The 13,203-nt window shown below is 62.4% G+C and carries 12 protein-coding genes; 4 read left to right on the top strand and 8 right to left on the bottom strand.

Translation table 11 applies throughout. The features are described 5' to 3' along the window. The first annotated feature begins 14 nt into the window (after positions 1-14). The 3 genes from ACXAEH_RS10805 to bfr all read left to right on the top strand — a co-directional run bounded on the left by ACXAEH_RS10805 (position 15) and on the right by bfr (position 4,170). The gene (locus tag ACXAEH_RS10805) at positions 15-473 is read left to right on the top strand and encodes a hypothetical protein (RefSeq protein WP_475032670.1); all 459 of its coding nucleotides are present in this window, start codon (positions 15-17) and stop codon (positions 471-473) included. A gap of 240 nt (positions 474-713) precedes the next feature. Beyond that, positions 714-3,356 carry a methyl-accepting chemotaxis protein gene (locus tag ACXAEH_RS10800; protein WP_475032668.1) on the top strand — a complete coding sequence of 881 codons (2,643 nt, stop codon included), beginning with the start codon at positions 714-716 and terminating at the stop codon, positions 3,354-3,356. Positions 3,357-3,684: 328 nt separating this feature from the next. Next, positions 3,685-4,170 (top strand): bacterioferritin, encoded by a 486-nt coding sequence (gene bfr, locus ACXAEH_RS10795; protein WP_475032667.1) that lies wholly within the window; start codon positions 3,685-3,687, stop codon positions 4,168-4,170. Between the two features lie 146 nt (positions 4,171-4,316). Here the strand turns inward: bfr and tolA are convergent, their stop codons facing one another. From tolA to ACXAEH_RS10770, 5 genes are all read right to left on the bottom strand, one after another. Continuing rightward, positions 4,317-5,081, bottom strand: coding sequence for a cell envelope integrity protein TolA (tolA, locus tag ACXAEH_RS10790; protein WP_475032666.1), 765 nt, complete (start codon positions 5,079-5,081; stop codon positions 4,317-4,319). A 113-nt stretch (positions 5,082-5,194) separates the two neighbouring features. Continuing rightward, positions 5,195-5,578 (bottom strand): ExbD/TolR family protein, encoded by a 384-nt coding sequence (locus tag ACXAEH_RS10785; protein WP_475032664.1) that lies wholly within the window; start codon positions 5,576-5,578, stop codon positions 5,195-5,197. Between the two features lie 10 nt (positions 5,579-5,588). Further along, positions 5,589-5,966, bottom strand: a complete 378-nt coding sequence (locus ACXAEH_RS10780) for an ExbD/TolR family protein (protein WP_475032662.1) — start codon at positions 5,964-5,966, stop codon at positions 5,589-5,591. 4 nt (positions 5,967-5,970) lie between these two features. Next, the gene (locus tag ACXAEH_RS10775) at positions 5,971-6,990 is read right to left on the bottom strand and encodes a MotA/TolQ/ExbB proton channel family protein (RefSeq protein ID WP_475032661.1); all 1,020 of its coding nucleotides are present in this window, start codon (positions 6,988-6,990) and stop codon (positions 5,971-5,973) included. Positions 6,991-7,306: 316 nt separating this feature from the next. After that, on the bottom strand, positions 7,307-7,609 hold the full coding sequence (locus ACXAEH_RS10770; protein WP_475032660.1) for a DUF2218 domain-containing protein: 303 nt from the start codon (positions 7,607-7,609) through the stop codon (positions 7,307-7,309). 290 nt (positions 7,610-7,899) lie between these two features. Between ACXAEH_RS10770 and ACXAEH_RS10765 the strand changes: the two genes are divergently transcribed. After that, entirely contained in the window at positions 7,900-9,729 is a 1,830-nt protein-coding gene (locus tag ACXAEH_RS10765) for an ABC transporter ATP-binding protein (protein WP_475032658.1), read from the top strand. 81 nt (positions 9,730-9,810) lie between these two features. Here the strand turns inward: ACXAEH_RS10765 and ACXAEH_RS10760 are convergent, their stop codons facing one another. Genes ACXAEH_RS10760 through ACXAEH_RS10750 form a run of 3 tightly spaced genes read right to left on the bottom strand, consistent with a single transcriptional unit; the run spans position 9,811 to position 13,201 of the window. Then, the gene (locus tag ACXAEH_RS10760; protein ID WP_475032657.1) at positions 9,811-10,650 is read right to left on the bottom strand and encodes a sugar phosphate isomerase/epimerase family protein; all 840 of its coding nucleotides are present in this window, start codon (positions 10,648-10,650) and stop codon (positions 9,811-9,813) included. After that, a complete protein-coding gene (locus tag ACXAEH_RS10755) occupies positions 10,647-11,945 on the bottom strand; it encodes a DUF6005 family protein (protein ID WP_475032655.1) in 1,299 nt (432 codons plus the stop codon). The genes ACXAEH_RS10760 and ACXAEH_RS10755 overlap by 4 nt, the downstream gene beginning before the upstream one ends. After that, complete coding sequence (locus ACXAEH_RS10750) at positions 11,942-13,201, bottom strand: AMP-binding protein (protein WP_475032654.1); 1,260 nt, start codon at positions 13,199-13,201, stop codon at positions 11,942-11,944. The genes ACXAEH_RS10755 and ACXAEH_RS10750 overlap by 4 nt, the downstream gene beginning before the upstream one ends. Positions 13,202-13,203: the final 2 nt, after the last annotated feature.

Here is a 13,203-nt window from a genome sequence, read left to right as displayed (position 1 = left end):
CTTTGGGGGGCAGAGTGACTGACAATCTGGATTTTGAGCGCAGGTTTTCGGAGTACGGCCAGGGCGTGCGGCCCGAGGAGCGGACACAGGAGATTCTCGATGTGGTTGAGGACTTCATGCACCGCTGGGGGTATTCGGTACGCAACCTGATCGGTGCCGAACTGACTGTCGAGCATCTGGGCAGCGGGCCGGCAGAGGTGCCGGACCTGATCTTCCGCATGGCGGCGCTGGACTATTTCGAGATTGTCATCCGCGGCAGCAGCGGCATCGTCAGCTATGGCGGCTGGCTCACTGGCACCTTGCCGGTCTCGGTTTCGGGTGAGCAGGTAAACGGCCGCCCGGTGCTGCTGACCACCAGCCGTGACGGCGGGCGGATCCGCCATGTTTTCGACCCTCTGACCGGGTACCGTCCGGATTCCGAGGCCGTCAACTTGCCGCTGCATGCGGCGCGGCGCCTGTCCGGCTCAGCCTGAGAACTCGGCGCGGCCGGGCGCCGCGGCGGTTCGCTAAAATCCGAACAACTTTCTGCCGGCTCCTTATCGTTTTTTTACGCTCTTGCGCCTTTCCTGTCCGGGAGAAGCGGGCGGCGGCGCAGCTGCAGTCCCGCGTTATTGATTGCCCGGGCTGTCTCTGACGGCAGCAGGGGCCGGCCGCTGCGCCGGCACCCTGATCATTGCGGGCGCAAACTAAGGGCGGAAGCCTTGGGTGAGACAATGACTGCACAGAATGACGTTCCCGCAAAACGCAAATTCCGGCTGTTTTCCAGCATCGGCGCCAAGATGACGCTGATCTTGATGGCAATGGGGGCGGCGTCAGCAGTTGGCGGAATTCTGGTCACTCTGGTCTTTACGCAAACCGGCCGCCAGATGGAGGTGCTGACCGGCGAAAAAGTGCCGCAGCTGGAGCTGAGCAGCCAGCTGGTCACTGCGGCGGCCCGGGCCAAGAACGCAATGATCGGCGTGCTGCAGGCCGGCAATGAGCAGACACTGTTGGAGGCCGAGCAAGAGGCCTCGGCCGTCGTCGCCAGTATTGATGAAACCGTCGCCGGGCTGCCTGCCAAGGAACAGGAAATGTTCGCACCGGCCGCTGCCGCCGCGTCCGAGCGGTTGAGCAGCCTGGTCGCAGCCCGCAAGGGGGCTTTCCGCAACCAGGCCTGGATCGATACCCAGACTGCCAATCTCCAGACCCTGAGCCAGGCAGTGCAAGTCAAGCTGGTGCAGGTGGCCTCCGAAGCCAGCGACGGCCTGATGACCGGCGGCGAAGAGACCATTGGCCAAGTCGATACGGTTCTGAACAATCTTGTCGAGCAGCAATTCGGCAGCTTGCAGGCCCTGCTTGAGGCGCGGGCGGACATCAGCGTGCTGTCCGGTGCCGCGCTGGCGCTGGGTCATGTGCGCGATGTGCCCACCAAACGGGCGCTCAAGAAAATGGCAAACGATGCCCTGAAACGGCTGGAGCCGGTGATGGGCAAGCTCGAAGACCTGGGTCTGGACGCGTTCCGCGCCAAGAAGGTGCGCGAAGGCGTGGAGCTGTTCCGCTACACCCTGTCCGCCAGCCGCAAGGAACTGAAGGACAGCCGCAATGAAGTGCTGTCCGCCCGCAATGCCAGTGTCCGGCCGTTGACACAGGCGATGGACCGGATGGTGTTCACCCTCTCGATTGCGGCCACCCAAGCCAGCGCTGACAATCGTACCGCCATTCAGGGGCTGCTCGACAATCAGGTCGGGGTGCTGCAGCGCCTGCTGGAAATCAACGGCTGGACCAGCGCCTTCCAGGTCGCCGCGCTGGACATGGCAGCCGCACGTGATGCGGCGGCGGTGCAGGCTGCAGCAGAGCCGCTGCAGGCGGCCGCTGCGGCATTGCAGGGCTACACCGGTTTCCTGGACGGTGTTTTCGCGCAGGAACTGGAGGGGATGGTGGCGCTTGCAGACCCCAGCCAGGGGCTGCCGGTATTCAAAACCGCTTCGCTGGAGGCCGCCGCAGCGGCGTCGGCAGCATCGCAGGCGACGGTGGAGGCGGTGCTTGAATTTGCCCGCCGCGCCACTGGTCTGGGGGCCGCCAGCAAGCAGGAGATCACTGCCATCGCAGGCGGGCTGGCCAGCGACGTGAAGGCGGCGCAGCAGCAGTTGCAGATCCTGATGGCGGTGGCGGTGGGCGTCTTCCTGGCAGCCTTGATTCTGACCCGTATCCTCATCCTGCGCCCGCTGGCTGACATCAGTGGCACAACTGAGCGGCTGGCCGCTGGCAACCTGCGCCCGGTCTCCGGGTATGAACGGGCCAGCGACGAGATATACCGCATTGCAGCGGCGCTGTCGGTATTCCGTGACGGGCTGGTGGAGAAAGGCGAGGTGGAAGCCGCCGCAGAAGCAGAGCGGGATGCCCGGCTGGCCGAACAGGCCGAGGCCGTGACCGCCATCGGCCAGGGGCTGGAGCGCCTGTCGCAGGGCGATCTGACAATCCGGATCCGCACTGAAATGGGCGAGGGCTATGCCAAGCTGCGCGACGATTTCAATGCTGCACTGGAAAAGCTCGAAGCCTCCGTGCGCAGCCTCAGCGCCAGCGGCCAGTCGATCGCAGGCGGCACAACAGAGATTTCAGCGGCGTCGCACGATCTGTCCGAACGCTCCGAGCGCACGGCGCAGACCCTTGCAGGCACCGCAGCGGCGGTGAACCAGCTGTCGGTCTCCATCACCGGCACCGCCCAGGCCTCGGGTGAAGCGGCCGCCTCGGTTGAGACGGCCCGCAGGAACGCCGGCGACAGCATTGATGTGGTGAAGCGCACCTATGGCGCGATGGAGGCGATCAAGGACAGTTCCGAAAAGATCTCCCGGATCATCGGAATGATCGAAGCAATTGCCCAGCAGACCAACCTCCTGGCTCTGAACGCCGGCGTCGAGGCGGCGCGCGCGGGCACGGTGGGCAAGGGCTTTGCAGTGGTGGCCTCCGAAGTGCGCACCCTCGCGCACCGCTCCAAGGAAGCCGCAACCGAAATTGCTGCGCTGGTCGACGAAGCGGGTGAAAACGTCGAACTCGGCGCCGAACTTGTCGGTCAGACGCAGGCGGCGATCAGCGAGATTTCCGCATCTGTGGCCAGCGCCGCGGATCTGATGAAAAACATCTCCGAGGCCTCTTCGGAGCAATCCGGCAGCCTGCAGGAGATCAATTCGGCGATGGCCAGCCTGGATGATGCGACCACGCGCAATGCGGCCCTGTTCGAGGAGGTCACCTCCTCCAGCCTTGGCCTGTCGAAAGAAGCGCAGGCGATGGCGGGGGCCATTGGCGCGTTCCGCACAAATGAAGCGGCAGCGGAGCCTGAACAGGCGGTTGCTGATACTCCCCGGCCGTTGGCCGTGTAACGCCGGCCCGTCCCGAAAAGGGCGGGGGCGAGCAGATCAAGGTCCGGCTGCCGGGGCCTTCCCTGCGGCTGGCCAGCCTTCTCCGGGCCGCCGTTCAGCCGGGCGCATTGCGCCTGTCCGGTGTTTGCAGCCCTGATGCCGGCTAAGGGCGGAAACTTGCGCTGAAAACAAAAAACAACGGGTGCCTTAGCGCTGCAAAGGTGCAGCAGCGGCCCATTCCCCCGCACCTGCCGGCATGTTCTGGAAGCACACGTTTCATGCTACACTAGGCCCCATAAGTGCTCTCAGCATCTGCAGATGCATGTCCAGGCAGTGGAGGAGACGTTCCATGAAAGGTGACAACAAGGTTCTCGAGTATCTGAACAAGGCTCTCAAGCATGAACTGACGGCTGTGAGCCAGTATTGGCTGCACTACCGGCTGCAGGACGACTGGGGGCTGGGCAGCATGGCCAAGAAAAGCCGCGAGGAATCCATCGAGGAAATGGAGCATGCGGATAAGCTGATTGAACGGATCATCATGCTGGAAGGCCACCCCAACCTGCAGAAGCTGGATCCGCTGCGGATCGGGGAGACTCCCAAGGAAACCCTGGAATGCGATCTGGCGGCGGAACAGGATGCGCGCGCGCTCTACAAGGAAGCACGCGATGTTTGCAAAAACGCGGGCGATTATGTCTCGATGGGGCTGTTCGAGACGCTGTTGGCAGATGAGGAAGGCCATATCGACTTCCTCGAAACGCAGCTGGATCTGCTGGGGAGCATTGGCGAAGAGCGGTACGCTCAGCTGAATGCGACCAAGATGGAAGACGCGGACTGAGGGACTCCCGGCGGCGGCTGAAAAGGCCGCCCCCGCAAAAAAGACGGCCAATACTTGAAAGCATTGATTGATCCGGTGCCTGCCTGGCACAGAGACGTGACCGGCAAGGAACCGGTTTGGGGCGAGGCTTTTCGCCGTTCCGGCGCCTATTGGAAACTCATGGGGATTTCAAAGGTGCTTTGGGTTACCTGCAGTTTCTTGGGAGCCTTAGGGAACTTCCCTGCACGGGCGACGGCATTCAGTGCCGCCTGATCAAAGGCTGCGTTTCCAGAGGAATGGACAATCCGATAGCTTACTAGCTGCCCATTGCGCGCCACTGTCAGCCGGACGACGGATCTGCCGGAGCCGTCCACGCCTGCCGGGCGGCGTTTGCGGTGTTCCACGCGTGCGCGGATTTTGTTGCCCCAGATGTTTCGCAGCTTGGCCTGGCGGCCGGCATCTGCTGTGGCAGTTTGCGATCCGCCTGCCTGGCCTGCTTGGGTGTTCCCACCCGATCCCGCCGCCTGCTGCGCAGCCTGGCCCGCAGAGGTCTGTTCGGCTTTGCGGGTCTGGGGCTGTTCGGGCGCCGGTTTTGGATCCGGCTTGGCCTGCGGTTGCTGCGGCTCAGGTTCGCGGGCTGGTCTCTGCGCTGGCTCAGGCTCGGATCCCGGCTCAGGCTCCGGTTCGGGTTCCGGCGGGGGGGGCGGGGCAGTATCCACCTCCAGCGTTTCGGCCTCTTCGGGTTTGACCAGCGCGGTTTGCACGGCCGCCTGCGGTGCCTGGGCAAGTTCGATCTCCGGCATGACAGGCACATGAGCCTCCGGCAGCGGTTCGGGGAGACCGGTTTCGATCTGCGGCTTGATTTGCGGCGGGCGTTCCCAGGCTTTGACCATTGCCGCCATCGTGGCGTCAGCGGCCTGAATCGATACCATGGCATCGCCTCCGGCTCCGCTCGAGCGCACACCGGACTCCGGCGCCTTCGCAAAGAGTGCCACGTGAATCAGTGCAGCGATGACGGCAAAAACGGTGAATTCGGCAGCACGCTTCATGGCTCGCGCACAACCAATTCCACCCTGCCAAGCCCGGCAGCGGCAAGCTGGCGCAGGATGCGGGCCAATGTCTTGGCTTCCAACTGGGCGTCCGCACGCAATTGCACCGTGGCGCCGGCCCCGCCCGCCGTGGCAAGGCGCGCGACTGCGGCCTCGCCTTCGGCGCCGTCAAAATGCATCCGGCCTTCGGCATCAATGAACAGCATAGGTTCGGCTTCCGGCTCTGTTTCAAGCGCAGCGTCCGGCGGAGTCACTTCAAACGGTTCTGGTTGCGACAGCCGCGACGTCATCAGAAAGAAGATCAGCAGCAGGAACACTACATTGATCATCGGCACGATGGATTCGCCGCGCGGGCGGCGGGGCGGTTCGGTCAGATCCACGAGCGACTCCTCATTCCACCAGCACAAAACTGGTAAAGCCTGCCTTCCGCAGCAGCGCGGTCACATCTGTAATCCGCTGCAGATCAGCCCCGCCGCGGCCGCGTAACACTAGCATGTCTTCGGGCGTTGCCATCAGCGGCGCCAGCGCCTGGGTCAGGTTGCTGTCCGCCACCGGCACACCGTTCACATCAAGATTGCCCGGGCCGATACCGATCAGCCGCGGCGGGCCGTTATAGGTGCCGCCTTGGCTTGCCAACGGCAGTTGCAGCACCGCGTCTGAGCCAAAACGTGAGGCCAGCATGAAGAAGACCAGCAGCAAGAACACCACGTCGATCATCGGCGTGAGGCTCGGCTTGCGTCTGGGCTTCGGGGCTTGGGTAAACTCCATGCGTTTACTCGGCGGCCAGCTTCAGCTGCTGCGGCACATGAGCGACAAAGATGCGGGTGGCGCTGTCTTCGATATCCCGGCGGATGCGGCCGATCACCGCTTCGAACCAGGTCAGCGCCGCCGAAGCGGGGATCGCCACAGCCATGCCCGCTGCAGTGGTCAGCAGCGCCTCCCAAATACCACCCGCCAGCAGTGCGGGGTCAGCCTTGGAGCCGGCTGCTTGCAAAGCCTGGAAGGCAGCGATCATGCCCAGAACAGTGCCCAGAAGACCCAGCAGAGGCGCAATGGTTGCAATCAGTTCCAGCGCGCCTAGGCCGGTGGCAGCACTGGCCAGATGCAGCTTGGCCACACGCGCGGTCTCCTCGCGGGCGCGGTCCTCGGGCATGCTTGTGACTGCGGTGAGTGCGGTTGCGACGACTTTCGAGCGGATGCCTGCACGGCCATCGACGATCGCAAGGGCGGCGGCGGTATCGTTCTGCTCATAGGCGGCAACAGCCTTGCCCGCCTTGCCGTGCGACCAGGCGCCAATCAGCGCCAGACGCCAGATCTTCCAGAGGATCAGCGCCATGGTGATCACCGACAACGCTGCGATCGCCCAGATCGACGGGCCGCCGTCCTTAAGGAACTCCATGGCTTTGCCCGAAGCATCGCCGGCCATCTGCGTCAGCTCGTCCTGCCGGGGGGGCGGCCCCGCTGCGGGCGTGTCCTCGGCGACCGCATTAGTTTCAGCGCTGCCGCTGGCTGGGGCAATTTCCGCGTCCTGCAGGGCGCCGGTGCTTGCAGCGCCATCCCCGGCAGCAGGATCCGCAGCCGGGACGGCAGCCTCTGCTTTTGGGGAACCGCCCGCTGCAGCAGGTACGGCAGGCGCGCTCAGAACGGCAGCGGGTGTTTCGGCCTGAGGCACATCTGCAGCCGGAGCTTCCAGCGTCAGGGCAGGCACCGGAGCAGCGGGTGTTTCCTGTGCAGCAGCCAGGTGTGCCGTCAAAAGGAGAGCAGCAGCGGCTGCGGGAAAACGAAAGATCATAGGTTGCTCCAACACACTTCCGGACGGTGGTCTCCAGTCCCCGTTGAGGAGCGTACGGGCGTCCCGGGCATCAGATTCTGTGCGGTCAGCCTGTGCTTCACGGAGCTCACTCCAGCCGTTTGCGCCTTGGATTGCCTGGCGCCGGGATTTCAGTGAAATAGCTGGGCTGCCGCGGCGAAATACCGGGTACTGCCTTGCTTATTGCGTTATCGGAAAACGCAGAAGAACGCGTAAGAAGCCGTACTCGTTTTGTCAAGAAATCAGGCCGCGGTCCGGTTTGCCGGCAATACCCGCTGCACCGGACTGGCCGGATGGCTTACTGCGGAGCGGCATCTTCAGAGCGCCAGACCATCGCTTCAAACGCTTCGCGGAAGGCAAAGCGTTTTAGGTGGCTGTCAATGATTTGGCGTGCATGTTCAATGCCTTCCTGATCCTGGGCGGTAACGTCGGCGGTCAGCGCCTGATCCGTTGCGCGCAAAGTCGCCGGCCCCATGCCCAGTGCCACGGTGCCATGGCCGTCACCTTGCTGAACGTCTACCTTATGCGCAAAATGCTTGCACAGCTGCTGCAGGTATTTTTCCGCGTTAGGGGTTTCAAACCGGCCAGAATCAGAGAACATCCGTTCAAATCCTTACTGTTTTACTAAGTTTCCTGGACTGTACTTCATCGTCAGGCTGCTGCAACTAAAAACCCGCATTCTTTTCGAGGGAATCGGTTCATGCTGATTTTTGCTGAACTCGCCATTTACCGTACTGACAAAAGAACGCGGGCAGCCTAAAACGGCCGGGCTGCGGTGCAGGCATTTTTCGCAATCATTGAGGGCAACACCGGGAACTCCGGACTGCTGCTGGCGGAAGACAGCGACCCACATCTCATGCGGTTTCCATACAAACCTTGAGAGGGTCCTTTATGTTCCGGGCTTTTGAAAACCTTGTCGATCCCTTCGCCTCTGCCCAGTCCGCACCGCCGCGCGCAACGCTTTGGGCCTATCTGAGGCAGCAGCTGGCTCCTTACCGGAAATGGCTGCCGCTGATGTTTGCCACCGGTGTCCTGACCGCGCTGATGGAAAGCGGGCTGATCTTCTATTCCGGCCGGGTTGTCGACTTGATGGCGGGCACCGGCGCGCAGGCGTTCTGGGCAGAGCATGGCACGGAAATGCTTTTGGCGCTGTTTTGTGTGCTGGTTTTGCGGCCTGCACTGGTTGGCCTGAACCACCTGCTGCTGGAACAGACAATGTCGTCGAACATGCAGGAACAGGTGCGCTGGCAGGCGCATAAACATCTGCTGGGGCAGTCGGTCGGGTTTTTCCAGACCGATTTCGCCGGGCGGCTGAGCAACCGGGTCATGCAAATGGGGCCCGCGGTTCAGGACAGCATGCATATGATCTTCGAGGCGATCCTGTTCGCGGCAACCTACATGATCGGTGCGGTTGTGGTGCTGTCCCAAATCGACTGGCGGCTTGCGGTGCCGCTGGTGCTGTGGGTTGGGATCTATGTGGTCTACGTGCGCCACATTGCCCTGAATGTGGCTGCAACGGCAGAAAAATGGTCGGATGCACGGTCCAATGCGACTGGCCGGATCGTGGATGCCTATGGCAATATCGAAACCGTCAAGCTGTTTGCCCAGGATAAACAGGAGCAGCGTTACGCCTTGTCTGCGCTGCGCCGCCTGCGCACCCGCTACCAGCGCTTTATGCGGATGATGACCAAGCTTGCCTTTGGCAGCATTGCGATCAACGGGGTTTTGATCCTGATTGTGGTTGCACCGGCGATCTGGCTTTGGATGCGCGGTGCCGTCAGCGTGGGCGAAGTGGCTGCAGCCTCAGCGCTGACCATCCGCCTGAACGGCATGAGCGGCTGGATCCTCTGGGTCACCATCCGCTTGTTCGAAAACATGGGTGTGATCCGGGAAGGGCTGCGGTCTCTATCTCCTGTGCATGGCATCACCGATGCCGCGGATGCGCCGGAGCTTCAGATCAGCAAAGCCGAGGTCCGGGTCGAAAGCCTGACCCATCATTACGGCAATGAGCGCGGCGGGCTAAATAATATCGACCTGCACATTCCGGCCGGCCAGCGGGTTGGCATCGCCGGGCCGTCAGGCGCAGGCAAGTCGACGCTGATCAACCTGCTGCTGCGGTTCCGCGACCCGGAGAGCGGGCGTATTCTGATTGACGGGCAGCCAATCCAGTCCGTGACACAGGACAGTCTGCGCCGCCAAGTCGGGGTGGTGACGCAGAACACATCGCTGATCCACCGGTCGGTGCGGGCGAATATCCTCTATGGCAATCCCAGGGCCAGCGAAGCGGACATGATTGCCGCCGCAAAGCGGGCTGAGGCGCACGACTTCATCATGGGGCTGCGCGATCACGAGGGACGCACCGGGTATGATGCTCATGTCGGGGAGCGCGGAGTCACGCTGTCAGGCGGGCAGCGCCAGCGGATTGCCATTGCGCGTGTTGTGCTGAAAGACGCGCCGATCCTCGTTTTGGACGAGGCCACCTCAGCCCTGGATAGCGCGGTGGAGGCGGAGATCCAGAAAACGCTGATGGATGTGATGCAGGGCAAGACGGTGATTGCAATTGCTCACCGGTTGTCGACCATCGCACAGATGGACCGGATTGTGGTGCTGAAGGACGGAGAGATCGCCGAAGACGGCACCCATCAGAGCTTGCTGGCAGGGCAGGGAGTCTATGCGGATCTGTGGAACCGCCAGGCCGGGGAGCTTCACACCGCTGCCTGATGCCGGCGGCGAAACGGGTCAAAAAATGCCGGTGCGCCTTCAGGCGCACCGGCATTTTCTTTGCTGCCTGGTTTCCTAGGGCTATAGGGTGGCGGCTGTTTCACGCTCGGCAGGCTGCACAATGGCACGGATTTGGGCGAAATCGCCTTGCAGGGTCTGGAACACCGAGTCTCCGAACCATTCCAGCGAGGCTTCGCACTCCGGTTCCGCCGCCAGGGAGCGCAGGAAATCGCCATAATCGTAGGCGCCGGAGAACAGCGGCACCATGCCGTCGCGGCTGCCTGCGGCGCTGTAGACATTGCCGGGGGCAAAGACTGGCAGCAGGCTGCGGTCCGACACGTTCTTCAGATGGTAGTGGGCAATCCGCGGCAGCAGGATACGCCGGGCCTCCACCGGATCGTCGCCGCCCTCCCAGACATGAAGCGCATCGAAGTTGATGGCCAGCGCATCATGGCTGGTGGCATCGATCAGATCGCAGGTGGAGGCCAAGGTGTCCGCCAGAGTGCCGGGATGGGTTTCGGCCAGCAAAAGCAAGCCGTGGTCTGCCGCGATGATACAGGCTTCGCGCAGGGCGAACACCGTCTGCCGCCGCTCGTCTGGTGTGATGGCAGCGCTGCCCTTCATGCCGGCGAAGGTCCGTATTTTGCCAGCGCCCCAGGTCCTGGCCAGCGCGCATAGCGCCAAAGTGCGGGTCTTCAGCAGGTCCGGGTCATGCAGTGGCAGGTAGTCGCTGATCATTGGGATCGAAAGCCCTTGCGCTGCCATCCATTGCGCATTGTGGATGGCCAGGGATGATTGGTTGCGCGCGTGCACACCCCATAATTCGATTCCCTGGAAACCGTTGTCGCGGGCCCAGAAGGCGATGTCCTTGAGGTCGATCAGCTGATGGCGGAAGGAGATGGTGCAAAGGGAGATCTTCATGCCGGCTCCTCCTGAAGCTGGCCGTGGTCCTCCGGACTTGCGGCCTCGGCGGGCAGGGTAATTGCGCACCAGGTGTCGAACTGCGTTTTGAGCGCGGATTTGATGGTGAATTCCAGCAAGTCCAGAGCGTCCAGCGCCGCAAACAGATCGGGGATCAGGGAGCGGTCCCGGGTATGTGCGATCCGGGCAGCCAGATAATGCAGGCTGCGGAAACCGCTGCACAGGGCTTCGACGCGATCGCATTCGGCGTCGAAGTCCTCGAACGGCGTGCCCAGCTCGCGCCAGAGAAAAGCAAAAGCATGTTCATAGGCGTATTTGCGCAGCGACAAAATCGGCAGCTCGCGCAACGCGGCGTTCAAATCTGCAAGCGCGAGCGGCCTTTCTGGCAGGCAATGGTAGTCGAAAATTCCGCGCAAAGCTTCGGTCAGGACATTCTCGTCCAGCCGCATGGTCGCGTCAAAATAGGCCTTCAGATCCTGTGGACGCGGCGGCCGGGCATCCGCGCTGTTCACGATGTACCCCCCCGCCACGGCCGGCTGCGCCATCGCGTTCAGGATAGCCTCGCGCGGCAGGTCGCCCCGCCAGCGGTAGTCCGGGTCAAAGAGATGCCAGGTACCGGGATCTTCGGTCGGTTCGATGATGACGAAATGCGGAAACGGGTTCTGATTAAATTTCCTCTCGCGCTCCGGCAGATGGCACATGTCAAGTACAACGACCAACTGATCATCTTGCGACTTCGTGTTCAGCAGCTGTTCAAAACAAGCAAGGTTTTCTGCCTTGGGCTTGCTGTGGTCGTACCATTCCCGCACCGGGATATTGTACAGCCGCTCTACCCATTCGGCATAGAGATCATGTGAGATGTCCTCGCTGTGATACGACAGCCCGTAATCCGAGGTCACGGCAAAACTGCTGTCCCAGGTGCCAAAATAGAAGGGGCGGAAATTGAGCGTCTCATGCCGCCGGATTGCGGCACACAGGCAGCTGACAAAGCAATGCACGGTGATTTCGCTGGGCGCTTCGCCGGCATCAGAGGCGGTTTCCCTTGCCAGCGTTTCGCCCAGCAGCAGGCGGACAAGACTGTCCACAGTTGCAAAATCATCCTTGCTGAACTCGCGGTCGGGGACTTCGATGCCATGATCTGTTTCCAGATGCAGCATCAGGTTGATCATGATCACAGAGTCCAGATGCAGTTCATCGTTCAGCGAAGCCCCGGGGCCAAACAGCGCCATATGCTTGTTCTCCAGCGGCCCTTCCAGGGTTGCGCGGATAGCTTCCAGAATTGTTTCATAGGTCATGCGGTCACCAGGTCTATGGCCAGGTCTATGGATTGTGCGCCGTATTGCGCCGCGATGTCGCGGCGGCTGATCTTGCCGTTTTCCTGCCGGGGCAGGGCGGGTAGGCATTTGATGATCTTTGGATGCTGGTAGCTGGCGAGCCGCTCCTGGCAAGCCTTGCGCACGTTCTCTTCTGTCACGCTGCTGGCAGCATAGAGCAGGCCAACGCGCGAGCCCGAGTGCGGGTCCTCGACCCGGAACGCCACGGCATCCTGCACTCCTGGCAGGGACAGAACTGCCCTTTCGACGTCCTGCGGATAGACGCTCATGCCGGCGACGTTGATCATGTCATCAGCGCGGGCAGAAAAGACCAGCATGCCGTCCGTGTTCAGATACCCGAGGTCACCGGTGTCGATTTCCCGGCCGCCCGCGAGGACACGTACCGCACCGGGTGTGCCGTCCTGGCCGGCCGCCAGTTGGATGTGGGGCAGCGGGCGGCCAACCTCATACGGGCTTTGCAGATCCTGGTTGATGGCAATGCAGCCAGCCTCGGAACAGCCGTACTGCTGGAAGAAATGCGTGGTGCGGGCGCGGATGGTATCGAACCAACTCTCCGGCAGAACGGTGCCTGACGTGACAGCCGCGTGCAGTTTCTCCTCCTCGGGCAGCAGCCTGGCGATGGTGTGCAGCATTGCAGGCGAAGTATAAAGCACCGGGCGTTCAACCTCGCGCAGGCGGCGCAGGATGTACTTTGGGTTCACGCCGTCAATGATGACCGGCACATGCCCGCGGTGCCGGGCCACCATGACGCCGGGAATAAGGCCGTAAGAATGGGTGACCGGGCAGGCGATCACTGGCGTCATGTCCGCGCTGCCGGTGAAGAACGCCGCATAGTGTTCGACTTCCTTCGCGATATCCTCCCACGTGCGGGTGATCACCTTGGCAGCTCCGGTAGTGCCCGAGCTCATCTGCACCAGAACGCCGCCGCGTGCCGTCGCGGCGCCGGTTTGCGGGATGGTTTCCTGCCGTAGCCCATCGGTCAGCAGTATGTCGCAGCCCGCCGTTTCGGCCATGCGGCGCGCGGTTTCCGCTGGCAGATCGGCATGTATTGGGAACACACCTGCATTCCGGCTGCGCAAATAAAGCAGCGTGGACAGAACTGTGCCGGTGTTGCGCATGTGGATGGCATAGCGGTGCCCCTGGCAATCGGACAGGACACGCTGCAGCCGGGCTGTCAGGGCATTGGGGTCGATGGTGGTGTCATTCAGCACAAACATTT

This window comes from Leisingera sp. ABM4_060 (genome assembly GCF_056158765.1).
Note: the sequence above shows the minus strand (reverse complement) of the source record. Positions and strands in the feature narration are given on the sequence as shown.

Excerpts from the sequence above, each read along its gene's own strand:
- ACXAEH_RS10775 (WP_475032661.1), bottom strand. The coding sequence starts at position 6,990 with ATGATCTTTCGTTTTCCCGCAGCCGCTGCTGCTCTCCTTTTGACGGCA.
- ACXAEH_RS10750 (WP_475032654.1), bottom strand. The coding sequence starts at position 13,201 with ATGTTTGTGCTGAATGACACCACCATCGACCCCAATGCCCTGACAGCC.
- bfr (WP_475032667.1), top strand. The coding sequence starts at position 3,685 with ATGAAAGGTGACAACAAGGTTCTCGAGTATCTGAACAAGGCTCTCAAG.
- ACXAEH_RS10765 (WP_475032658.1), top strand. The coding sequence starts at position 7,900 with ATGTTCCGGGCTTTTGAAAACCTTGTCGATCCCTTCGCCTCTGCCCAG.
- ACXAEH_RS10800 (WP_475032668.1), top strand. The coding sequence starts at position 714 with ATGACTGCACAGAATGACGTTCCCGCAAAACGCAAATTCCGGCTGTTT.
- ACXAEH_RS10755 (WP_475032655.1), bottom strand. The coding sequence starts at position 11,945 with ATGACCTATGAAACAATTCTGGAAGCTATCCGCGCAACCCTGGAAGGG.
- ACXAEH_RS10760 (WP_475032657.1), bottom strand. The coding sequence starts at position 10,650 with ATGAAGATCTCCCTTTGCACCATCTCCTTCCGCCATCAGCTGATCGAC.
- ACXAEH_RS10780 (WP_475032662.1), bottom strand. The coding sequence starts at position 5,966 with ATGGAGTTTACCCAAGCCCCGAAGCCCAGACGCAAGCCGAGCCTCACG.
- tolA (WP_475032666.1), bottom strand. The coding sequence starts at position 5,081 with ATGGTATCGATTCAGGCCGCTGACGCCACGATGGCGGCAATGGTCAAA.
- ACXAEH_RS10770 (WP_475032660.1), bottom strand. The coding sequence starts at position 7,609 with ATGTTCTCTGATTCTGGCCGGTTTGAAACCCCTAACGCGGAAAAATAC.